This is a genomic window from Cellvibrio sp. ARAG 10.3 (assembly GCF_051846955.1).
Classification (GTDB): domain Bacteria; phylum Pseudomonadota; class Gammaproteobacteria; order Pseudomonadales; family Cellvibrionaceae; genus Cellvibrio.
Map to the genome: position 1 here is coordinate 145024 of NZ_JBPYCU010000010.1, position 20766 is coordinate 165789.

Consider the following 20766-nt stretch of genomic DNA (forward strand, 5'->3'; position numbering starts at 1 on the left):
CAGCTGGACCTACTGCCGAACCAGGCGTACCGACGCCGGCAGCTCGGTTGGCTCAGTGGTACGGAACGGATTGATATCCAAGCCGCCCCGCCGCGTATAGCGTGCGTATACGCTCAAGCGTTGCGGCTGGCAACGCGCCACGATATCCACAAACATCCGCTCGACACAGTGCTCATGAAAGTCCTGATGCTCGCGAAATGAAACGATATAGCGCAGCAAACCTTCGTGATCAATCTGTGCGCCAGTATAACGAACCTGCACACTCGCCCAATCCGGTTGACCCGTGACCGGACAATTACTCTTTAATAAATGGCTGACCAGTGTCTCGCTGACATGAGTCTCCGTATGAACATGCAATAAATCCGGTGAAGGGTGATAGGTGTCGATGGTTACCGGCAGGTCATCAAGGCAAAGGCCATCCAATGAACTTACATCGCACACGACGCCTTCCGAAAGCGGCTTGAGAGACACCCTAACGGTATCTCCTACCGCTGCAGATAAATCTTTTTCCAGCAGAGCACAGACTTCTTTAACACCCGGGAAACGCGTCTGATTAAAGGAGTTTAAATACAACTTAAACGACTTGGATTCCACGATCGCATGGCTGGTACAGGGAATCCCAAACTCAGCAATAGCAACTATCGGTTTGCCACGCTCATCCAACCAGGAAAGCTCATAACCCGTCCACAAATCCAATCCATAAAACGGTAGCGTGTCATTACTGAGTAACAAGGACTCACGTGAAGCCGCGCGTGGAATAGGAAATAACAATTCGGGGGTATAAACAGAAACATACTGCGTCTGTTGGCCCAAGGGACTGTTGGAAACATGACTCATAGCAGCAAATCCAAAATTGATTACGCGCGCAAGCGCTTACCTACACGCAGCAAATGCAAACCAACCATAAACAAAATAGCCAGACAGATGAGCAAGCCAGCAAATGCAGCAACCACGTTGATATCCGAAACACCTAACATGCCATAACGAAATGCATTAACCATGTACAGGATCGGATTCAACTGCGATACGCCCTGCCAGAACTCAGGCAACAAATGAATGGAATAAAATACTCCACCCAGATAGGTTAAAGGCGTGAGCACAAAGGTGGGTATGATGGAAATATCATCAAAACTGTTGGCGTAAACAGCATTAATAAAGCCGGCCAATGAAAACAGCATGGACGTCAATACAACAATAGCAATTGTAACCGTCCAGCTATGCACATGAAGATCAGTAAATGCCAGGGACAACAATGTCACCAACACCCCGACTGCCAAGCCACGAGCCACACCACCCATACAATAGCCAAGTAAAATAATATAATTAGGCGTGGGCGACACCAAAATTTCTTCGACACTGCGCTGAAATTTAGCACTAAAAAATGATGACACCACATTGGAATAGGAATTGGTCAGCACAGACATCATGATCAAACCCGGCGCAACAAATTGGATATAGCTGAAACCATCCATCTCACCGATACGGCTGCCGATCAATTTACCAAAGATCACAAAATACAGCGCCATGGTAATAGCCGGTGGCAATAAGGTTTGTACCCAGATACGGGTAAAGCGTTTAATTTCCTTACGTAAAATAGTGCGGAAGGCGATCCACTGTTGACTAAGCTCCATGTTTAGTTTCCCCCCGCTTTTTTGTTATTGCTCACCATGGACACAAATAACTCCTCCAGGCGATTTGCCTTGTTACGCATACTGATAATGCTGATACCCAGCTGCGAAAGCTGGTCGAACAGTTGATTCAACGACTGCCCTTTTTCAATTTCAACTTCGAACGAGTGCTCATCCAGACGGCGCACCTGATAACCCTGCACAGCAGGTGCCTGTTCGATAACGGCCTGAGTATCAAAGATAAAAACTTCTTTATTTAATTGCTGTAGCAGATTGCGCACGCTGGTATTTTGGACAATCGTGCCATGATCAATGATTGCCACATTACGGCAAAGGCTTTCTGCCTCTTCCAGATAATGTGTCGTTAGAATAATGGTGGTTCCTGCCGCATTGATCTCCCGCAAAAAATCCCACATGGAACGGCGCAATTCGATATCAACGCCGGCAGTGGGCTCATCAAGGATCAGCAACCGGGGCTCGTGCACCAGCGCGCGGGCAATCATCAGCCGCCGCTTCATGCCGCCAGATAACATGCGCGCCGGGGTTTGTCGCTTATCCCACAAGCTTAACTGCCGTAAGTACTTTTCAGTTTGCGCTTTTGCCTGGCTGCGCGGCAAACCGTAGTAACCGGCCTGCTGGAGAACAATGTCCTCCACCTTTTCAAACATACTGAAGTTAAATTCCTGGGGAACCACACCCAGGAACTTCTTGGCTGCCGAAAAATCAGCATCGATATCTTTACCAAAAATTTCCACTTGCCCGGACGTCTTACGCACCAGCGAACTGATGATGCCAATGGTTGTGGATTTACCGGCGCCATTCGGGCCCAGCATGGCAAAAAAATCACCGGGCGCCACATCCAGCGAGATGCCTTTTAGCGCCTCAAATTTGTTGTCATAGGTCTTGCGAAGATTTCTAATCGAAAGCGCAGCTGTCATAATAGCCTCATCACATTACTACCCTCGTACCTTGTGCTGAATCAACCCGTCAGGCCCGCCATGTCAGATACAACATCACCCGAACAAGATTACCAACTATACCACCTGCAACTCTTGCAGGCGTTTATTGAACAGATTGAACAACAACCACCTTTTAACGCCGACGATTGCAGCGAAGATGATCAGCAATTCCTGTCGGATATAAAGTTACTACATCAAAACACTGACCAGGAATTTCTCCATACCGGCCAGTTGTTACTGTGCCGCGTGGTAACGGCTTACCCACACCTGATGCCACTACTCTACCGCGACTTACTCTGGTTTTTTGGCGGCGACTGCCTGCATTTTATGCCGGATGAAGAAATAGCCCGTTACCAGCAGCTTGATGAATTGCGCCACGAGGCCATGCGCACAGGAAAAGATTTTTCTTACCGCGACGAACGCGCAAATTGCTTCGGCCTGCATTGAACGGAGCCTTTGCAATTGCAGGGGTGGAAATTCTAGCAGAGTTTTGCATCCCCACATTCACCGCTATCCGATAGCAAATCGAGAGGCAACGAAGCGACCAAAAAACGAAGTAAGGGAGAATATAAAAGAGGAGAAACTGGAGCGGGAAACGAGACTCGAACTCGCGACCCCGACCTTGGCAAGGTCGTGCTCTACCAACTGAGCTATTCCCGCTTAATCGATTGCTCTGCCTGAGCTGAAACTTTCCTGAAATTGGCGTCCCCTAGGGGAGTCGAACCCCTGTTACCGCCGTGAAAGGGCGATGTCCTAGGCCACTAGACGAAGGGGACCCAGAAACCTTCTGTCATCGACGACGTCAGAAGTGGGGCGCATTCTAAGTAGGGAAGGATGCACTGTCAACACTTTTACTTCTTTTTTTATAACTGTGGAAACAAGCACTTAGCGAGCCAAGACGCAACTTTTCGACATAAGGGAGAGTCGTGCTTTGGTGCTATACTTTGAGATGTACGTCATATTTTAAAGCTTGATAAGCAGCCGGCCCTATGTCCATTTATATCGTTTCATCCATTATCCTACTCCTGGTGCTTCTGGCTGCCTATGCACTTATCTCGCAAGCTATTGAAAGGAGGCGGGTTCATCGCCAGCGCCTGCTGACTGCACTGAAAGTGCGGCAGCGCAATTTCCGTCACATGCTTACCGGTTTCCCACCTCACTTTCTCAGTGGCGACCTTATGACCGTCGTCTACCGCGCATTGATTGATACCTGTGAGCAGCTGCACAAATTAGAGCCCAGTGACGCTACCCATGCAGCGGATTTGCAGTTACTCAGCGATCAACTTAACGCGATCAAACAATCTACTAACACGCAGCGAGTGCGGTTGGAGAATCCCGAACAAATCAAGGAAGTCCGCCAGCATTTACAGGAACTGTACCGCTTCGTCGCCCAACAAGAGGCGCTGAAAGCACTGACCAAGGTTCAGGCCGCAGCGTTTATGGATCAGATCAAACGCCTGGCGCTGCAAAGTTCGGTTGATGGCCACGTCGCACAAGCCAAAAAGGCACAGCAGTTGGGTAAGCCTCGCCTGGCGATCCACTATTACGGCCTTGCGCGCAAGCTCTTACTTCCCGAAAACGCAAACCACGCCTACGATAAACAGATTGCGCAACTCTCCGGTTTGATTACCAAACTCGAGCAACATGCTACACACCCGGCAACGGCCGAGGCCGACGGAGAAGGAACAGAATCCGCGGCAGAAGACACGAACAAAACCTCGACATCGCTGAATAAAGAATGGGATAAATTCGGAGACGAGGACGAGTGGAAGAAAAAACAACTGTACGACTAATGATTGCGCGACCTTGCATAACAAGGTCACTCTTTTTTATTTGCATCGCCTTGCAAGAGAATTGACGCCGAGTTGATGCAATAACGCAGTCCTGTTGGCGCAGGGCCATCGGGGAAAACGTGCCCCAAATGACAACCACAGCGCCGGCACAACACTTCAGTCCGACGCATGCCGTGGCTTGCATCAAACTCTTCCTGAATCTTCCCGTCCTCGATGGGCGCATAGAAACTGGGCCAACCACATCCTGCATCAAACTTTGTACCCGACTCAAATAAGGGCTCTCCACAACAACGGCAGCGGTACACACCGTCAGTGAAGACATTCCAGTATTCCCCGGTAAACGGCGGCTCCGTTCCCTTGAGTCGACAAACGCGATATTGCTCTGGTGTTAAGTGCTCACGCCAGTGAGCGTCGTCATAATTTTCTTTACTGGACATAACGATTTCCTTGACACAGTAGCCTGCGAACCATGATGATTTAACGCTTATTTCTGCATAAAAGGCATATTACTGCAAATGAGCAATATTAAGAAATCCGATAAGCTTAACGGTGTTTGCTATGACATCCGTGGCCCGGTTCTGGAACACGCTTACCGCCTTGAAGAAGAAGGCCATCGCATCCTCAAACTGAATATCGGCAACCCTGCCCCCTTCGGCTTTGCCGCGCCCGATGAAATTATCCAGGACGTTATCTATAACCTGCCCAACGCAGAAGGTTATACCGCCTCGCGCGGCCTCTTTGCCGCGCGCAAAGCCATTATGCAAGAGTGCCAGCGGCTGCAAATCCCCGGCGTGGAAATAGAAGATATTTTCCTGGGTAATGGTGCCAGCGAGCTTATCGTGATGGCAATGCAGGCATTATTAAATAATAGTGACGAAATTCTGGTGCCCGCACCTGATTATCCACTCTGGACAGCGGCAGTAAACCTTGCCGGCGGAAAGGCCCGCCATTACCTGTGCGACGAAGAGTCCGGCTGGTTCCCGGATATTGCCGATATTGAAAGCAAGATCTCTGACAAGACACGCGGGATCGTGGTCATTAACCCCAACAACCCAACCGGCTCCGTTTACAACAAAGATGTGCTGGAACACATTGTTGAGCTGGCGCGCCGCCATAACCTCATTATTTTTGCGGACGAAATCTACAGCAAAATTTTGTATGACGACGCGGAGTTTCACCCCATGGGACGCTTGGCCCAGGATGTACTTTGCGTCAGCTTTAACGGTTTGTCGAAAGCCTATCGCCTGGCCGGCTTTCGTTCAGGCTGGATGGTCATCAGCGGCGCAAAACACCGGGCAAAAAGTTACATCGAAGGACTGGAGATGCTGGCATCCATGCGCCTGTGCGCCAATGTGCCCGCCATGTTCGCCGTCCAAACCGCGCTGGGAGGTTATCAAAGCATCAATGAGCTAATCGTGCCCGGGGGCCGCCTGCGTGACCAACGCGATGCAGCGATGACCGCGATTGAAAAAATCCCGGGACTTTCGTGCGTCAAGCCACGTGGTGCCATGTATTTGTTTCCCAAACTTGATCTTGATATGTACAAGATCAAGGATGATGAACAGATGGTGCTCGATTTCCTGATCCAGGAAAAAATTCTGTTGGTACAAGGCACCGCATTTAACTGGCCCACCAACGATCATTTCCGCATTGTGTTTTTGCCGCGCGAAGATGATCTCACCAAGGCAATTCACCGTTTTGGTGAATTCCTGCAACGTTATTCGCAATAGTTCGGTTATCGGCTAAATTCCAACGGGCGCTCCTGCTGGAATTTGCCTGTTGCCAACTCCACTAGCCCTTTTCAAGGAACATCCATGGCAGATATTCACATCGCTGATTTCTATAAAGATGTTGCGCGAATATTTGCCCAGCTCTACCTCAGCTTCCCGCGCAAGATAACGCTTTTTGTAGAAGATATTTCAGGCCCGGATTCGCCCGACGAATTCGGTTTGCATTGTGCGCGTTTCCAATCCTGTTTCAGCACCATGATTTGGCTGGCAGAGAATGGGTATATTCACTATGAAAGCACGATTCGTCAGGAAGCTCTGGATCAGGTAACGCTCACCCACAAGGGGTTTACCGTACTTTATTCGCGCATGGCGATGGAAGAGCTCTCCGGCATAGCCACAGATGCAGATAAAGAGTTACAACCTCCATCGATACAAGATACCTATACCAGTTGTATCTACCTGGTGCGACAGGCGTTGAAGAGTGGTTCATCCCATGCACTTGAACAGGTAGTTCAGGCTTTGCTGCACAAATAGCTGTTTCGCAACACTCTCGCTTTCTCCTGCTCACGCATCCATAGCCGGCAAACGAAACACTAACAATTTCAACTGCTGCTCCGGATTGATATCAGGAAAGTCAGCAGAGGGAACAAGGCGCTCTTTGAATACACACGCTGGGCATTCGCTGCGAAAGACATCCAGCAGAAAGTCGGCCGGTAATTCCGGCGCGTTCAAACACGCCAACACCAGCCCACCCTGCGGCATCAATTCCGGCAGCCGACGCACCAGGCGCGCGTAATCTTTTTGCACTACAAAACTGCCCGGCTGATAAGAAGGTGGGTCAAAAATAACGATGTCATAAGGGCCGCGTTTCTTGATCCGCCCCCAGGACTTCAGAATATTTTCTGCTAAAAATTCACTGGATTTCTTATTGAGCTGGTTGAGCATGTGATTATCACGCCCAATTTGCAGTGCCCGGCTGCTCATATCAACGTTGACGACCTTCTCTGCACCGGCAGCAATCGCCACCACAGAAAATGCACAGGTATACGCAAATAAATTTAGCACCCGCTTGCATGCTGCCTGCTGCTCCAGCCACTGCCGCCCCGGCTCCATATCCAAAAAGAAGCCCGTATTTTGTTGTTGCCCGGGATGCAATACAAATTGCAAACCAGCGCGGCGCGCATACACTTTTTCAGGCAACTCACCCCAAATAACGTCGGAAGGAGCGCCGGAAACATACCGATGCTGAACCAGCACAGCCTGAATATGAGGCGCAAATAAGGGCTCTGCTTCGCGCAGAAAATCATCCAGCCACTGCGCTGGCGGCTCGTGATAACACGTCAGCAACAGTAATGGCTGAAAGAAATCGATGCATAAAAACTCCAGACCTGCGACGGTTTTTCCGCGGCCATGGAACAAGCGGAAGCTATCAACCAGTGCGGGGCTTTCTCCATATTGGGCATTAGATACGGATGGCAGAAACTGTTGTTGTAAGGCGTGAAGACGATCCAGGACAGGTTGCATAACACTCACAGGGCAGATGCTGAATCTGCAGCTTGATCAGGAAAACCGACCGGATACATAATCCGCTCGCGGTAACCGGTAATAACCGGTAGATAACCGGCAAAGGCTTTATCCAATGCCGGATCATGGCTGTCAACCAACAAAGGCCGCCCTTGCAAGGCAAGGATTTTTTCGCGGGTGGCGATCACCTGGATATTTTCCTTGCCGACTCGTTGCAGGATATCCGGCGTCAGCTGTTGGTTACCGCGCCCGATGATATGCCCTTGCCCACCGATGGCGGTGATGATAATCCGCACATGACCGGCATGCAGGTTTATCGCTTCACGAATTTCCTGCGCTGTCACATCGGTGGCGATCAATTGTTGATTGCACAACAAGTCCACACCCAGAAGGCTTCCTTGCAGATTTAATTGTTGCAGCAAGACATGCGTCGTTGACCCAGGCCCGATGATATACAAGGTATCATCCACTAACTGCTCAATCACCTCGCTGGCGACATCAATCTGGGCCAACTCATCGACCTGAGCACCGCTATGTTTAACCTGTTGCAAAAATTGCGGCGCTTCCGGCACCAGCAGCGTGCCGTAAAAACGCGCACGCACCTGACCCGCACGAAAGGCGTCTTCATCAATATCTTTCACATCCTGTTCGGCAATGGGTACCAGTTTGCCTTCCAGCAGCAACTGCACAATCTGGCCCGCACTTTCCGGCGTAATGGCGTAAACCCCGGAATGCATCTTTACCCCCGAGGGGACACCTAATACCGCCTGGCGCGTGCCTACCGCATCGGCAATATTGCGTGCGGTTCCGTCGCCGCCAGCAAATAAAATCAGATCGACGCCCTGCTCCATCAACACACGCGCGGCCTCACAGGTATCAAACGCTGTTGTGACGGGAGCTGTGGGAGTGCCGACACAGGTATAGGTGAAATCCAACGCCGCTGCGCAGGTTTCCCCCATGTCGCCGGCATAGCAAAAGAGGTGTAAGTGCTCGCGCCAGGGCAATAAAACCTGCAAGGCGCGGCTCATTCTTTCCATCGCACGCGGTTCTGCGCCACGCTGCAATGCCTCAGCGACGGTATCCGCGCCGTCACTGCCTTTGAGGCCTACCGTGCCGCCAAGGCCCGCGTAAGGATTGACAATGATACCCAATCGAAACATAGGAAAATTTTTACACAAGGAATGAGGTTATCGACATTGAAAGCCGAGCGTGCTTAACCAGGTTTCAGCATTTGAACCCTCAACACGATAATTGTGGAACTCGCGGCGCATCGGGTAATGCTTACGCAGCAAATCAAAGCCTGTGGCGAAATTGGCCGAACCGGCCAGGGATTGAGCGGATAATTCGCGCAACCGATGATCGTCCGCCGCGATGTCATAAACGCGCGGAATAAGCGCTTTAACAGCGCTCCAGGCATCCGGCGCTGTGGCCGTCAATGCATTATCGGCAAGGGGCTGCACCAGGTCAGAGACTGTTTTCCGGGGCTCCATCGCCAGATGGCGACACAGCGCCTGATAAATCATCTCCGTGCCTTTTAGCTTCCCGTCATAGCTGTAACCTGCAATATGCGGCGTTCCCAGGGCGACACGGGCCAACAGCGGCTGGGAAATTTCCGGCTCCGGTTCCCAGACATCCAGCACAACTTGTAAATCCCTGTCGGTGTGCAGGTGTTTTAACAGCGCCTGGTTATCGATGACCGGACCACGGCCACAGTTCAATAGCACCGCTCCGGGCTTGAGCTGTTCCAATTCACGCGCACCAATCAGATGAAAGCTGGGATGTGGGCCGCCAGTGGTCAGTGGCGTATGCATACTGATGATGTCGCACGCTAACACCGCTTCAAGACTCGCCAAATCTGCATTTTGCTCCGCTGTCAAAAAGGGGTCATAGCAGTAGCATTCAACACCTTGGGCGCGCAGACGACGATGCAGCAGCCCGCCTACATTCCCACAGCCGATAATCCCTACCTTGCGCGACAACCAATTGATATCCAGGTGGCAGAGCGCCGCGTAAACATATTCAACCACCGAATTGGCATTGCAACCGGGAGCGCTGGCGTAATGGATACCTTGCGCGACGAGGTAATCCGCATCCAGATGATCCACGCCAATCGTGCAGGTGCCGACAAAATTAACGGCACTGCCCGCCAGTAAACCGGCATTTACCTGAGTCACTGAGCGCACCAGCAGGGCATCGGCGTCGGCCACATCTTCCAGGCGCATTTGCCGGCCCGGCAGGCGCAGGATATCCCCGAGATCCTGAAAAAATGCTTCAACCAAAGGGATGTTCTCGTCTGCAACTATCTTCATCTGGAATCTCTAACTATCAAGGAGAGCAATCAAACGCAACGAGCGAATTTGTCGGCTTAGCCGCCGGGATACTGGAACCCAATGCCAGGCTGCAGCTCTAACGGAGGCGAGTTAGTCTCAATAACGATTTTTTATATCACGAACTGTTGTGCTTTGGTTCGTTAGCATATACTTTATGTAGTGATGGGTCAGCAAAACCATCATTTCCCGGGAGTCAGCGTTTCGTGCCTCTCGCCTCAGCCAGGGGGTGTTATTATGAAGACCTCAGACACAGGCCACAACATGAATAATGTCGTGGATATCTTCACCGGTAAATCCTTCTCTGCACTCCACGAAGAGCGTTTTATTCGTCTGGCTCCCGAGCTTGACGGGCTCGAAATGCTCTACTCAAACGACACCAGCTCCGACAAACTCTTCAGTCTCAAAATCCTCTGCTGGGGATTGCGGGCCAATGGAGAAGTCGTTGGATTGGTGCCATGGCTAAATGACATAGTTCCCTGCCCCGATATTTGTGATCCCTTGAACGGACACTGGGAGGGTTATTATGACCAGGGTATCGATGAGGTCTTTTTCGAGGCTCCGATCCACAAGATAGTTGAGCTGGAAACAGCGGCCGAATATTACGAACTGCAGTGCGAAAATGACGATGATATTGTGCAGGAGCTGCCCGATACCATCGGCACCCACGCCGTACTGGCCAGTCCGGGCAATAATCGGTTGTCATTGGTTGAAGTTGTCAGCTGGCGCTTGCTGAATGATGGCAGTATCTACGGCATGCTGACTGACCAGGCCAAGGTGATCAGCACACCGGTATTACCGGGTGATGATTGTCTGTATCCGGCCCAGGCAAGTGATAATTTCCGTTATTTTTTCCAGCATCAGATCGCCAACAAGATCAAAGCGGAAGACCCGGAAGCACTGGCCGCCATATCCATGCTGGTTGATGGCGTCTGATTAAAGACTGACCAAAAACCATCCACAGCCGCATCGTCATATGACGGATGCGGCTGGATTGATTTTCCGCCGCAATAATCCAAATCCTTTTTAAAACAACATTTCCCAACGCATGGACTACATGCGTAACGTCACAATTTTTAGCGCTACTTGTAAAAAAATGTACAACCAGATTCTGTTGATTAAATAACCACACCTTCGCTAGCGCTTACAAATGTAAAACACATAGTGCTTGTCCCGCTGTTCCTGTTCCAGCAATTCATGGCCCAGAAAATGGCAAAACTTCGGTATATCCCGCGTAGTTGAAGGGTCTGTGGCAATTACTTCTATGACATCCCCCACCGCCGCATCACGCATGGTTTTATGTAACAGCATGACCGGCTCCGGGCACAGCAAGCCGGACGCATCCAAAAATTTATCGATTTCTCGTTTCATAGTCTCACTTCGTCTATGAACAGGCGGGCAAATCACTTGCCGATTGCTACACTTGATTTAGGATAATTGCACGACATGAGGTTGAGCCAATGCGGATTCGTTGCGTCAGGCATAGCCAACAAATAAACAACCGCCGGGGAACCCTGTTCGATGTCTCGGAACACACACCTTATGTATCACCAACCACCCGACATGTTCAGCCGCCAGGTACTGGAACTTACTTTTCGGTTATTACGCAATAATAACCCGCAGCTTGCTTTTGCGTTGAAAAAAACTATTGATACGGTTCATTTTGCACCACCGGAAGCTACCATAGGAAGCCACACGGGGGAAATGCATTTAAATACCGAGGTGGTCAATCTATTAGGTGCGGAAACTGTTGGTAAAATTGTGGCCGCACTGACGGATATCGGTAAGCATGCCGTCGCTAAAAAAGATTTACCGCCTCAGCATATCAAAATTCTGCGCGGACTGATTGAAGACTGGGCAGTACTTGCCGAGTGGATCTTGCAACACGCCACGTCAGAAAAAAGCGCCTTTCATTGATGGTTTGACAATGTACTCAAACCATCTACGTTCAATCATCCCTCGTTAAACATCAATAAATCCGCAGGTGCCCCGTCACCTCTTCGCGATCATGGTACAACTGCTTAAATTGAATCTCCAACTTTAATCCGAGCGCCCGCAGGTCATCAGTGATGCGGCGTTCGCACTTTTTGACTTCAACATAGCGCTGCTTCATCGGTAACTTGAGATTGAAGATCGCCTCGCGACAATAACCTTTAGAAGCCCACTTGCAAATCAAACTGGTAACCCGCGCAGGCTTATCCACAATATCGCACACCAGCCAGTCCACCGCTTTTTTGGGCTCATACACAAAGCCATCAAGCCGCTGATGTTTCACCTGGCCAGAATCCATCAGCGCTTGATCCATAGGACCGTTGTCCACGGCATCAACAAACATACCGCGCTGCACCAGTTGCCAGGTCCAGCCACCGGGCGCTGCACCCAGGTCCACCGCGCGCATACTGTGCGCGAGACGTTGATCCCATTCAGCAGCAGGGATGAAGTGATGCCAGGCTTCTTCCAGTTTTAATGTGGCACGACTGGGGGCCGATTTCGGCAAGCGCAAACGGGGAATACCCATCGACCAGGCCGAACTGTTATTGAGCGGACTTACACCGAGATAGGCTTCTGTTCCGCTGATAAATACCAGATGCAAACGCCACGGGCTTTTCTCGTCCAGTAATTTTTTGGTTTGCAACGCTTTGGTAAACGGCGCAAGAAACTTTTTGCTCAAGGTCGACAGTTCTTTTCCTTCATTGGTGTCCACCGTTTCAATGATCAGTTCGCGCACTGATGGTAAATCACTCGCCGCTGCCAACAACGGCGTTACACGATCCGTTACCGGTAAGTGCGTCAGCGCCGGGCCACTCACAAACCACTGTCGAATAAAAATCAACTGCCGAAAACGAATTGTTTCGATCAACTGCCGAGCCGCTGTGGGTTCATGGGTAATAAACAATACATAGGCGCTACCGTCTTTGGTTTTACTGTAACCATAAATACCCGACTCGCCGGCAATATCTGTTATTTCGGCAGCGCATTCTTTCTCGAAACCGGGCCGGCAATGTAAAAATAAATGATTCACACAAGACTCTTTTTGGTGAGGGAATGAATAAAATCGAGGGTTAGATCGCTGGCCTGTTCCCAATGTTGCGCCTGGGTATAACCAGATTTAACGCGGGGTTTAAAATCGTGGTCGCCGTCAGGCAGCCATTGTATCTGTATACCAGCCGGTAGCGCATAGCCACTGACTTCCTGGGCGTTGCCCAAGGGATCACGGGTGCCCTGAACTATCAGGGTCGGCGTGGTCAGTCTTTGCAAATGTTCAGTGCGCAAATTCTCCGGTTTGCCGGGCGGATGGAAAGGGTATCCCAGGCACACCAGCCCATCCACCTCCAATTCGTCGGCAACCATGCTTGCCATACGTCCACCCAGCGACTTACCGCCAATCAACAAGGGTCGGTCAGAGGCTAACGTGTGGCACTGTTCCGCCAAAACCTGCCGCCAGGTGTCCAGCAAGATGTCGGTTCTGTTGGGCGGGGATTTTTTACCGCTTTTACGCCGTTCAGCCATGTAAGGAAACTCAAAGCGCACCACTTCACAGCCTCTCTGGCACAGCAGTGTGCTTATCGTTTCCATAAAATCGCTATCCATTGGCGCACCGGCACCGTGGGCCAGGAACAGCGTCGCCAGCGGTGTTTGGGTGGGCATATTCCTGATGATGTTATGCATCGTCGGACAGCGATTGTGCGTCGCGACGCGTTAATAAACTGACGGTCTCGCTGGCGCTATCAAAGACAATCACCACATCGCCTTTTTTTATCTGGCGCTGCACCTGCTCAACTTTGGTTGCCAGCGGCACTTCATCCCATCCGTAGTCGGTTCCCTCGCGGGTAATAAACTCTTCTATCAAACCTTGCAATGCATCGGCTGACAGGGATTGGGGTGGAATAATCACGGGTTTTCTCCTGGACGCCGGTTTGGGGTCGCCATGTTAATTCTGTGTTTGCCGCCATGGTTTTTCAGATGCATTCGGCGGGGTTATACTCAGGGCATCATTAACAATAAGGATTAACCTGTGAATACCCCAGCAACTACCTACCTTGTATTGACCGTCATCAGTGATGACAAACCCGGCGTGGTCGAGCTGTTAGCCCACACGATCAGCCAGCATCACGGCAACTGGTTGGAAAGCCGCATGGCGCATCTGGCTGGCAAGTTTGCCGGTATCCTGCAAGTGGCAGTTGCCGCTGAGCATCAGGAAAGCCTGCGCGATGCCTTGCAGGGGCTATCCGGTAAAGGGTTAAAGATCATCGTCGAAAATGCTGTGGCGGCGGAAAAAACGGCGTGCCGCGAGTTTCACTTCAGCGTGGTCGGTAATGATCGTCCGGGTATTGTCTATGAGATTGCCCAGGCCTTTGCGGGGCGCAATATTAACATGGATGAACTGGAAACTTCTTATTCCAGTATGCCTTGGTCGGGTGAGCCGTTATTTGAGGCTACGGGGATTATTGAGGTGCCGGAGAGTGTGGATATGGATGCGCTTCATGATCAGTTGGATTTGATTGCGGATGAGCTGGCGGTGGATATTCGCCTGGAGGCGCCGCCGGTTCATTGATGGTTGATTTAGTTTGAGGGTACTGAACACGTTTTCCATAAGAGAACTTGGTTTCGAAAACGCGGTAACAAGCTGGCAGGAAAGCCAACTTGCACAGCGAAGCTGCCCGTAGGGTGAGCCACAAGGATGTGGCGAATGAATCGTCCATGCAGCTCCCTCACGTCGTCCTTGACGTGAGGGTTTCGAAACCAAGTTCTCTTATGGAAAACTCATAATCTGCCAATCGGCAGCATAAGACCTGCTTTAATGCTTCTCGTCAAATTTTTCTAACTCAATGTTGATCGCGTTAGTTGAAATATTTACTTCATAGAACGAAAACAACAAAGACACCACCAACAAAATCAGGCTTACCGCAAAAAGGAACTGGCCGAGCAAATAAAATTGAAGCAACAGGGCGAACATGGAGAGTGTGCAGAACACAAATGACATAACACCGCTCGCTTGCATCAGCCGAATAATCTGCAAACGTTTACGTAAGCCAACAATTTGCCGGCGTACAATTTCCTTGGAGGGCGAGCCTTCTGATGCGCTTAACTGGCGAATAACGTTCGTCAGGGTGACGAAGCGATTGGTGTAAGCCAACAACAATAAAGAAATGGCGGGAAACAGGAGGCTGGGCGTGGTGATGGTCATCTCCATAGTGTTACCTCGACTAATGAATGACGAAAATTACATTAATCCATACTACGCCAGCCAACCGTATTAACGGAAGTCTTCTCGCCAGTAAATAATTCGATCATGACCGCGGTAGTTGGAGAAGCGTATCTCAACACGCGGCAAGAAGGGATCTGTGTAATTGGTGTCCTGGTTCCAGTCGTATTGAAGATGGGGCAAGCCGGACAGGTCAATCAGAATGGGATAGGTAACTTGCGCACCCGGTGCGCCGTATTGAATGCCAGCACGTCCATTCTGGAACGCGATGGCTGTGGTGGTAAGGCCGTCGCCGACCACATTAGCAGGATCGGGATCAGCAAAATTAAACACAGACGTTGCGCCGTTGCGCGTTACGTTGATGGTATCGCTTGCTGCATTAATGCTGCTGGAGGAATCGATAAAATTCACGCTTGTTAGCGGCAGTTGCGTGCAGTTATCCGCATTATTTAATACAAAATTATTGCCATTCCAGAATTCGGTTTGCCAGAACATGGGCAAGGGTGAATTTTCTGATCCAAATGCATCTCTGATATGCATACGACCATAAACAAATGCCAGTGAATCACCAAGTTGGAGGGCATCGCAATTATTTTCGCTCTCACAGTCTCCCAAGGTAGCGGCGTTCATATTCAGACCGGTCAATTGTCGGTTATCAAGCGTATCCTCAAAACTGAGCCCCAATTGCACGTTCATATAGGGCCCGTCTGGTGCGCCGGTTGGCTGGCGAATTAATGTAAACATCGTTGTCGGATTGTTGGTATCAAAATCCATGACGCCATTGGTCCAGGTACTGGTTGAAGTCATCACGCGTTCGCTGAGGTTAGTTTGATTGCCGTGTTCGGCGTGGTACACACTCTCTGCTGTGCCTGAATAAATCTCCGAGTGATAATTAGTGGTTACGCTACCACCCACCGCGCGCGCTTCTACTCGATAGATTAAGTTGATTTCTTGGTTCATGTAGCTAAAAGAATCACAACTATTTTTAGCTTCAGCAAATCCGAGATTAAAGTGGTCGGGATAAAAGCGCCCAACAGGCCCACTGGGCATCAGCTCTACCAAATCGCCCGCCCCTAAATAATCATCATCAGCAAGTTCCGCTTGCAAGCGAATCGTGCCCACTTCGTTCCAGGAGACAGTGGTATTTCGCATGGTACCTGCCGGTGTAATAGAATTAAAACTGCCTGCGCCTATCAGGTCACTGGTCACACCGCCCGTTGGATAAATCAAATCAGCAATATTCAAAGTCACATCGTTACGTTCAGATGAGGCTTCATTGCCAAAATTCGGTGTGCGTGCGCCGACAGAATTACGTGCCTCTACCTCGACGGTAAAATTCTCACCCGCCGCAACAAATCCATTGCCGGTGCTTGCGGTACCAGGGTTATTAACACCTTGGCCGTCCCTTACCGCACTGACAGCGAGCGTGTGAGGTTTCACTACAAAGGTATTACTGCTACCGGCCAGGATAAAGGGTGGATCATTACCCTCGGCTGCTATTGGCAATCTCGCATGCAGGCGAATCATACCGACATCGCTGTAGTTCAAAGGAATTGACGCTGTGCCGGTGTTATCAAAATTAAGTGAGACGCTGGAATAATTCGTAACGTTGCCGGATGGAGAAGCTAATGAATTGGCTGCAATCACGTTGCCACCTACGGAAAAGGTTTGGCCAGCAACACAAGTCGATGGGTTAACACATTCAAAACCCATCTGCACCGTCCGGGTTCCAGCAACGCGCGCTTCGCAAGCGCCGGTATCTGTGTTGGTTTGCACCGCACGAATAATCGGTGCCCCATTCGCCGTGCCGGCAACCTGATTTTGCAGAGGAATTAAACTGCCGTTTCCATAAAAACGTAACCCTACATCACTGAAGACAATATTGGGATCAGCCGTTGCAATTTCTGTGGATGTCCCATCACTCACGTTGATATTTAGTGTCGCAGGTGTCAGTTGCTGCAAGTATTTAATAAATGACGTTTCTGTACCACTAAAGACATAACTATTTCCTCCCACCCACACACCCGTAGCGGGGACTGTTGCCAGCACTGCTGTTGTGCCGGCGATTGGCGTGATCGGACTATTATTCGCATCATATGCTGTTATTGTAATTGGCTCCGCCTCGCAAGTGACCCCCGTGCCACTATGAGAGATACCGTAATAACTCACCGTCGGCGCCGCAGGGCAATAATATAAACCGGCCCCCACTGCCGGTGTCGGTCCGCGCGGAATTGCAACAAACGTGCTACTCCCGGGCACACGCCAACGCAAGCGGATTTCCGCATCAATCAAGCGTTCATAGAACTCCATTCGAATTGGATAGACTTGCCCTGCAACCAGATATACATTGCCGCTGGTGTGATCCGTTGCGCTATGGTCATTCCACTGATCTATTAATAATTGTTCATTGACCCACAGACGCACGCCATCATCAGAACGAGTCTGGAATTGATAATTCCCGGTTGTGGTTACCCGCAAGCGCCCTCCCCAGCGAATGGAAAACTGATCCGCATTTACGCCGGTAACACCCGGCGCTGACTGATTCCAGATGAAATCAATCGGACCATCCACGCGCGTGCCAGCGGGCGTTCCGGTCATGTTTATATTGTTAAAGTATTCGCCCGGGATGCCACCACTGGGTTCAACACCGGAACAGATTTGCGTTGTAGCACAATGATAAAGCCCTGCCCCCAATGACGGTGAAGGACCAGCGGGAATGGGCACATAGGAACCCGCGCCCGGCGTGAGCCAGCGCAACCGAATTAACGCCTGACCACCGTTCTCATAAAATTCCAGACGAATGCTGTAGGTTTGACCGGCAACCAATGCAACGTTGCTACTGTCATTAGTTGTATTGGAATGATCTGTCCAATTATTAATAACCAGGACATCGTTTACCCATAAACGCACACCGTCGTCCGATGCGGTTTGAAAGCGATAATTACCACTCTGGGTAATGCGCAGCAAACCATCCCAGCGAACCGAAAATTGATCGGCATTTACGCCGGCTACACCGGGGCTTCCGCCCACCCAATCAAAATTGATCGGCCCATCGATGCGACTGCCAACTGCCGTACCCGATAATGACGTGTTATTAAAATATTGCCCGATTACACCACTAACCAAGGTAGTACATACGGGTACTGACAACCCCGGTTCAGCGATGGCAAATTGCCCGAATGCTGTGATAGTGCTTCCCTGTGTACTGGTGGCGGAGCGTGAATTAACGGTGACATCATTCCATGTACCGCCGGTGTATCGCTGAATTTCAAAGTTCTGTGGCGTGGCACCTGCATCAATATCGCCAGCCAGATAATTGAAGACCACACTCATATCTACCATGGTGACGCCTTCACTGGCGATACTCCACCAACGATTCACTGAACGGGCGGCATCAAGGTTTGCACTACCAATTTGTGGGTGGTCCCCATTGGATTGGCTGATATTAACCACTATAAAACCGGCTGAGGTAACGCTGGGAATCGTTATCGTCAGTGGTCGATAGGCTGTTAAATCCCCAATATCAAATGTGCGCGAACGATAACCTGGCTGCACATATAGCCCCAGATTGCCAGCCACCCATCCATTACCCCGACTGACACCTGACCAATCACCCGTTTGAGCCACACGCAGCACATTCGCATTTGTAATCAGCGGCCCATTGGTCAGGATGAGCTGGTCCTGGATAGTGACATCATTGTTGATGGATAAACCCGCTGTATTATTTAATTCCATTCGGCCAAAGGTGGTTGTACCGGTAATTTGTTGCAAACTATTGCCATTGAATAAATGCAAACCGACACCCGGTGTAAAGGTGCCGCTGTTGGTGAAATTTGCACGGTACTGCAAATTCGCCGTCGCGTTATAGATGTTGTTGTTGATGAAGTTATTTACGTGTTGATTCTGAGCCGATGCGTTAGTCGTTCCATTATTAATAAACTCACCCTGGTAAATAACCGCAGCAGAATTTTGAAAGGTCACACCAGCTGCAACCTGTGTCGTTCCGGTAATGGTCGGCACACTCCAGGAGGTTTGATTCTTTGTGCCGCTACCGGCCAATACCAGATTGTGGTAATTGATCTCGCTCACGCCTAACATCACCGTTTGTGTGCCGGTGCCATCGTAAGTGAAGGTGCTGCTGGTGCCGGGAATTATCCGTGCCCCACTGCTCAGCGTAAGATTACCGGAAAGAAAAATATTGGCCGCACCGGTTGCCTGAATAAAATTAGACTCGGCATTGGATGAAAAACTTAAATTGCCGTTCATGTCCAGCGTACCGCTGGTCAGGTTAATCTGAGACGTTCGATTGCTGTTGCCGCCGCCACTTAATGTAACTGTCCCAGCCACCGTTGCACTACCCGCACCGATATTCCAGATTTTTGATGCATTCGTGCTTGTCGAACCATTCACAGAAACACCGCCGGTTCCCACCGTCAATTCAATGCCGGTGTTGTGATTTAAATTGACATTGGAACCACCGGTTTCCAGCACCACAGATTTTGCCGCTGCGGCAGCGGTCAAGGTCACTGTGCGCCCATTACAAATAATCACATCGTCTGCTGCCGTTGGCACAGCCGCACCACTGGTACCGCTGCAACTGGTTGCACTCCAGGTGCCCGTCGCATTCCAATTGCCATTATTCACCGCATACCGAGTGCCTCCCGGCGTGTAACGTATAATGACAATCCCGGAGCCACCAGTACCACCATTAAATTGCGAACCGGAGCCCTGGCCTCCTGAAGCACCACCACCGCCACCGCCCGTGTTTGCTGTTCCGTTGCCGCCAGCACCTCTTGAGCCCGGCGCAGAACCACCGCCCCCGGCGCCACCCGCACCACCTGCACCAGCAGGAGAACTACCAAAGAAACCACCACCACGACCGCCGCCGCCATAAGTAACAGCACTACCCGTTATGCTATTGTTGACCCCTGCACCGCCCGTACCGCCGGTATTACCCGAGCCGTTACCACCCGCAGCGCCCGCGCCGCCACCGCCACCCGCTGCTGCCGTATTTGTTTGACCACCAGCGCCATTGCCACCACTGTTCCCTTGCCCCCCGGTACCACTCGCGCCGTTATTTCCCAAACGGCCGCCACCACCGGAACCACCACTTGTTGCGGCAAGACCGACGGACGCGCCACCACCACCACCAGCCGAGGTAATCGTAGAAAAAGAGGAAACACCGCCATTACCACCCGCTCTTGATTCACCAATACCCGCAACACCACCGGTACCAACTTGCGTGGTGTAAGTGGTGAATGGCGTAACGGTTAATGTACCGCTACGTACGCCGCCAGCGCCGCCGCCGCCAGCACCGCCTACACTTTCGTTACCTGACGTGCTGATAATGCCACCACCGCCGCCACCGCCACCGACCACCAGGTATTGCACAGAGGTGATACCTTCCGGCGCAGTAAAACTTCCGGAACCGGATGTAAACGTCAACACCACATCGCCGCCGGTCGTGGTTGTGGAACAGTTGGTGCATTGTGCAATGACTGGTGTCGGCAACCAGACAAAACACAAGGCCATTAACATCGCAAATAATGCAATGCACTGACGCTGTTTTGTTCGGATAGGTTGCCGGCTCATCGGTAAT

General features: G+C 50.8%; 20 protein-coding genes and 2 tRNA genes. 7 read left to right on the plus strand and 15 right to left on the minus strand.

From position 1 onward, the window contains the following. Positions 1–9 precede the first annotated feature (9 nt). The 3 genes from queF to ACSV5M_RS13895 are packed head-to-tail and all read right to left on the minus strand — an operon-like array spanning position 10 to position 2566. On the minus strand, positions 10–837 hold the full coding sequence (gene queF, locus ACSV5M_RS13885) for an NADPH-dependent 7-cyano-7-deazaguanine reductase QueF (protein WP_439176835.1): 828 nt from the start codon (positions 835–837) through the stop codon (positions 10–12). 20 nt (positions 838–857) lie between these two features. Then, complete coding sequence (locus tag ACSV5M_RS13890; protein WP_439176836.1) at positions 858–1631, minus strand: ABC transporter permease; 774 nt, start codon at positions 1629–1631, stop codon at positions 858–860. 2 nt (positions 1632–1633) lie between these two features. Continuing rightward, positions 1634–2566, minus strand: a complete 933-nt coding sequence (locus ACSV5M_RS13895; protein WP_439176837.1) for an ABC transporter ATP-binding protein — start codon at positions 2564–2566, stop codon at positions 1634–1636. Between the two features lie 60 nt (positions 2567–2626). Between ACSV5M_RS13895 and ACSV5M_RS13900 the strand changes: the two genes are divergently transcribed. Further along, positions 2627–3034, plus strand: a complete 408-nt coding sequence (locus ACSV5M_RS13900; RefSeq protein WP_439176838.1) for a PA2817 family protein — start codon at positions 2627–2629, stop codon at positions 3032–3034. Positions 3035–3171: 137 nt separating this feature from the next. Here ACSV5M_RS13900 and ACSV5M_RS13905 read toward each other — a convergent pair. Then, positions 3172–3247, minus strand: a tRNA-Gly gene (locus ACSV5M_RS13905). Positions 3248–3287: 40 nt separating this feature from the next. Continuing rightward, positions 3288–3363: transfer RNA gene (locus tag ACSV5M_RS13910), tRNA-Glu, on the minus strand. A 213-nt stretch (positions 3364–3576) separates the two neighbouring features. Here ACSV5M_RS13910 and ACSV5M_RS13915 point away from each other — a divergent pair. Beyond that, positions 3577–4380 carry a hypothetical protein gene (locus tag ACSV5M_RS13915; RefSeq protein ID WP_439176839.1) on the plus strand — a complete coding sequence of 268 codons (804 nt, stop codon included), beginning with the start codon at positions 3577–3579 and terminating at the stop codon, positions 4378–4380. A gap of 26 nt (positions 4381–4406) precedes the next feature. On the opposite strand, the gene msrB is transcribed toward ACSV5M_RS13915, so the two are convergent. Continuing rightward, the gene (msrB, locus tag ACSV5M_RS13920) at positions 4407–4817 is read right to left on the minus strand and encodes a peptide-methionine (R)-S-oxide reductase MsrB (protein WP_439176840.1); all 411 of its coding nucleotides are present in this window, start codon (positions 4815–4817) and stop codon (positions 4407–4409) included. A 78-nt stretch (positions 4818–4895) separates the two neighbouring features. On the opposite strand from msrB, the gene ACSV5M_RS13925 reads away from it, so the two are divergent. After that, the gene (locus ACSV5M_RS13925; RefSeq protein ID WP_439176841.1) at positions 4896–6110 is read left to right on the plus strand and encodes a pyridoxal phosphate-dependent aminotransferase; all 1215 of its coding nucleotides are present in this window, start codon (positions 4896–4898) and stop codon (positions 6108–6110) included. Positions 6111–6194: 84 nt separating this feature from the next. Next, entirely contained in the window at positions 6195–6644 is a 450-nt protein-coding gene (locus ACSV5M_RS13930) for a hypothetical protein (RefSeq protein WP_439176842.1), read from the plus strand. Between the two features lie 30 nt (positions 6645–6674). Here ACSV5M_RS13930 and ACSV5M_RS13935 read toward each other — a convergent pair whose 3' ends face one another. Genes ACSV5M_RS13935 through ACSV5M_RS13945 form a run of 3 tightly spaced genes read right to left on the minus strand, consistent with a single transcriptional unit; the run spans position 6675 to position 9943 of the window. Continuing rightward, positions 6675–7634: a class I SAM-dependent methyltransferase gene (locus tag ACSV5M_RS13935; protein ID WP_439176843.1), complete on the minus strand. Its 960-nt coding sequence runs from the start codon at positions 7632–7634 to the stop codon at positions 6675–6677. A gap of 5 nt (positions 7635–7639) precedes the next feature. Next, positions 7640–8794: an ATP-NAD kinase family protein gene (locus ACSV5M_RS13940; RefSeq protein WP_439176844.1), complete on the minus strand. Its 1155-nt coding sequence runs from the start codon at positions 8792–8794 to the stop codon at positions 7640–7642. Between the two features lie 27 nt (positions 8795–8821). Further along, complete coding sequence (locus ACSV5M_RS13945; RefSeq protein WP_439176845.1) at positions 8822–9943, minus strand: 4-phosphoerythronate dehydrogenase; 1122 nt, start codon at positions 9941–9943, stop codon at positions 8822–8824. A gap of 255 nt (positions 9944–10198) precedes the next feature. Here ACSV5M_RS13945 and ACSV5M_RS13950 point away from each other — a divergent pair, with 255 nt between their 5' ends. Then, a complete protein-coding gene (locus ACSV5M_RS13950) occupies positions 10199–10897 on the plus strand; it encodes a hypothetical protein (protein WP_439176846.1) in 699 nt (232 codons plus the stop codon). A 201-nt stretch (positions 10898–11098) separates the two neighbouring features. Here ACSV5M_RS13950 and tusA read toward each other — a convergent pair whose 3' ends face one another. Beyond that, positions 11099–11332: a sulfurtransferase TusA gene (tusA, locus tag ACSV5M_RS13955; RefSeq protein ID WP_439176847.1), complete on the minus strand. Its 234-nt coding sequence runs from the start codon at positions 11330–11332 to the stop codon at positions 11099–11101. A gap of 192 nt (positions 11333–11524) precedes the next feature. Here tusA and ACSV5M_RS13960 point away from each other — a divergent pair, with 192 nt between their 5' ends. Beyond that, positions 11525–11878: a hypothetical protein gene (locus tag ACSV5M_RS13960; RefSeq protein ID WP_439176848.1), complete on the plus strand. Its 354-nt coding sequence runs from the start codon at positions 11525–11527 to the stop codon at positions 11876–11878. 52 nt (positions 11879–11930) lie between these two features. Here the strand turns inward: ACSV5M_RS13960 and rlmM are convergent, their stop codons facing one another. Genes rlmM through ACSV5M_RS13975 form a run of 3 tightly spaced genes read right to left on the minus strand, consistent with a single transcriptional unit; the run spans position 11931 to position 13856 of the window. Next, on the minus strand, positions 11931–12983 hold the full coding sequence (rlmM, locus tag ACSV5M_RS13965) for a 23S rRNA (cytidine(2498)-2'-O)-methyltransferase RlmM (RefSeq protein WP_439176849.1): 1053 nt from the start codon (positions 12981–12983) through the stop codon (positions 11931–11933). Next, on the minus strand, positions 12980–13630 hold the full coding sequence (locus ACSV5M_RS13970; protein WP_439176850.1) for an alpha/beta family hydrolase: 651 nt from the start codon (positions 13628–13630) through the stop codon (positions 12980–12982). The genes rlmM and ACSV5M_RS13970 overlap by 4 nt, the downstream gene beginning before the upstream one ends. Continuing rightward, a complete protein-coding gene (locus tag ACSV5M_RS13975; protein WP_439176851.1) occupies positions 13623–13856 on the minus strand; it encodes a YheU family protein in 234 nt (77 codons plus the stop codon). The genes ACSV5M_RS13970 and ACSV5M_RS13975 overlap by 8 nt, the downstream gene beginning before the upstream one ends. A gap of 120 nt (positions 13857–13976) precedes the next feature. Between ACSV5M_RS13975 and ACSV5M_RS13980 the strand changes: the two genes are divergently transcribed. Beyond that, a complete protein-coding gene (locus ACSV5M_RS13980) occupies positions 13977–14516 on the plus strand; it encodes a glycine cleavage system protein R (RefSeq protein ID WP_439176852.1) in 540 nt (179 codons plus the stop codon). Between the two features lie 243 nt (positions 14517–14759). On the opposite strand, the gene ACSV5M_RS13985 is transcribed toward ACSV5M_RS13980, so the two are convergent. After that, a complete protein-coding gene (locus tag ACSV5M_RS13985; RefSeq protein WP_439176853.1) occupies positions 14760–15155 on the minus strand; it encodes a DUF2721 domain-containing protein in 396 nt (131 codons plus the stop codon). 63 nt (positions 15156–15218) lie between these two features. Next, positions 15219–20759 (minus strand): DUF6701 domain-containing protein, encoded by a 5541-nt coding sequence (locus ACSV5M_RS13990; RefSeq protein WP_439176854.1) that lies wholly within the window; start codon positions 20757–20759, stop codon positions 15219–15221. Positions 20760–20766 lie beyond the last annotated feature (7 nt).

Excerpts from the sequence above, each read along its gene's own strand:
- queF (WP_439176835.1), bottom strand. The coding sequence starts at position 837 with ATGAGTCATGTTTCCAACAGTCCCTTGGGCCAACAGACGCAGTATGTT.
- ACSV5M_RS13890 (WP_439176836.1), bottom strand. The coding sequence starts at position 1,631 with ATGGAGCTTAGTCAACAGTGGATCGCCTTCCGCACTATTTTACGTAAG.
- ACSV5M_RS13895 (WP_439176837.1), bottom strand. The coding sequence starts at position 2,566 with ATGACAGCTGCGCTTTCGATTAGAAATCTTCGCAAGACCTATGACAAC.
- ACSV5M_RS13900 (WP_439176838.1), top strand. The coding sequence starts at position 2,627 with ATGTCAGATACAACATCACCCGAACAAGATTACCAACTATACCACCTG.
- ACSV5M_RS13915 (WP_439176839.1), top strand. The coding sequence starts at position 3,577 with ATGTCCATTTATATCGTTTCATCCATTATCCTACTCCTGGTGCTTCTG.
- msrB (WP_439176840.1), bottom strand. The coding sequence starts at position 4,817 with ATGTCCAGTAAAGAAAATTATGACGACGCTCACTGGCGTGAGCACTTA.
- ACSV5M_RS13925 (WP_439176841.1), top strand. The coding sequence starts at position 4,896 with ATGAGCAATATTAAGAAATCCGATAAGCTTAACGGTGTTTGCTATGAC.
- ACSV5M_RS13930 (WP_439176842.1), top strand. The coding sequence starts at position 6,195 with ATGGCAGATATTCACATCGCTGATTTCTATAAAGATGTTGCGCGAATA.
- ACSV5M_RS13935 (WP_439176843.1), bottom strand. The coding sequence starts at position 7,634 with ATGCAACCTGTCCTGGATCGTCTTCACGCCTTACAACAACAGTTTCTG.
- ACSV5M_RS13940 (WP_439176844.1), bottom strand. The coding sequence starts at position 8,794 with ATGTTTCGATTGGGTATCATTGTCAATCCTTACGCGGGCCTTGGCGGC.
- ACSV5M_RS13945 (WP_439176845.1), bottom strand. The coding sequence starts at position 9,943 with ATGAAGATAGTTGCAGACGAGAACATCCCTTTGGTTGAAGCATTTTTT.
- ACSV5M_RS13950 (WP_439176846.1), top strand. The coding sequence starts at position 10,199 with ATGAAGACCTCAGACACAGGCCACAACATGAATAATGTCGTGGATATC.
- tusA (WP_439176847.1), bottom strand. The coding sequence starts at position 11,332 with ATGAAACGAGAAATCGATAAATTTTTGGATGCGTCCGGCTTGCTGTGC.
- ACSV5M_RS13960 (WP_439176848.1), top strand. The coding sequence starts at position 11,525 with ATGTTCAGCCGCCAGGTACTGGAACTTACTTTTCGGTTATTACGCAAT.
- ACSV5M_RS13970 (WP_439176850.1), bottom strand. The coding sequence starts at position 13,630 with ATGCATAACATCATCAGGAATATGCCCACCCAAACACCGCTGGCGACG.
- ACSV5M_RS13985 (WP_439176853.1), bottom strand. The coding sequence starts at position 15,155 with ATGGAGATGACCATCACCACGCCCAGCCTCCTGTTTCCCGCCATTTCT.
- ACSV5M_RS13990 (WP_439176854.1), bottom strand. The coding sequence starts at position 20,759 with ATGAGCCGGCAACCTATCCGAACAAAACAGCGTCAGTGCATTGCATTA.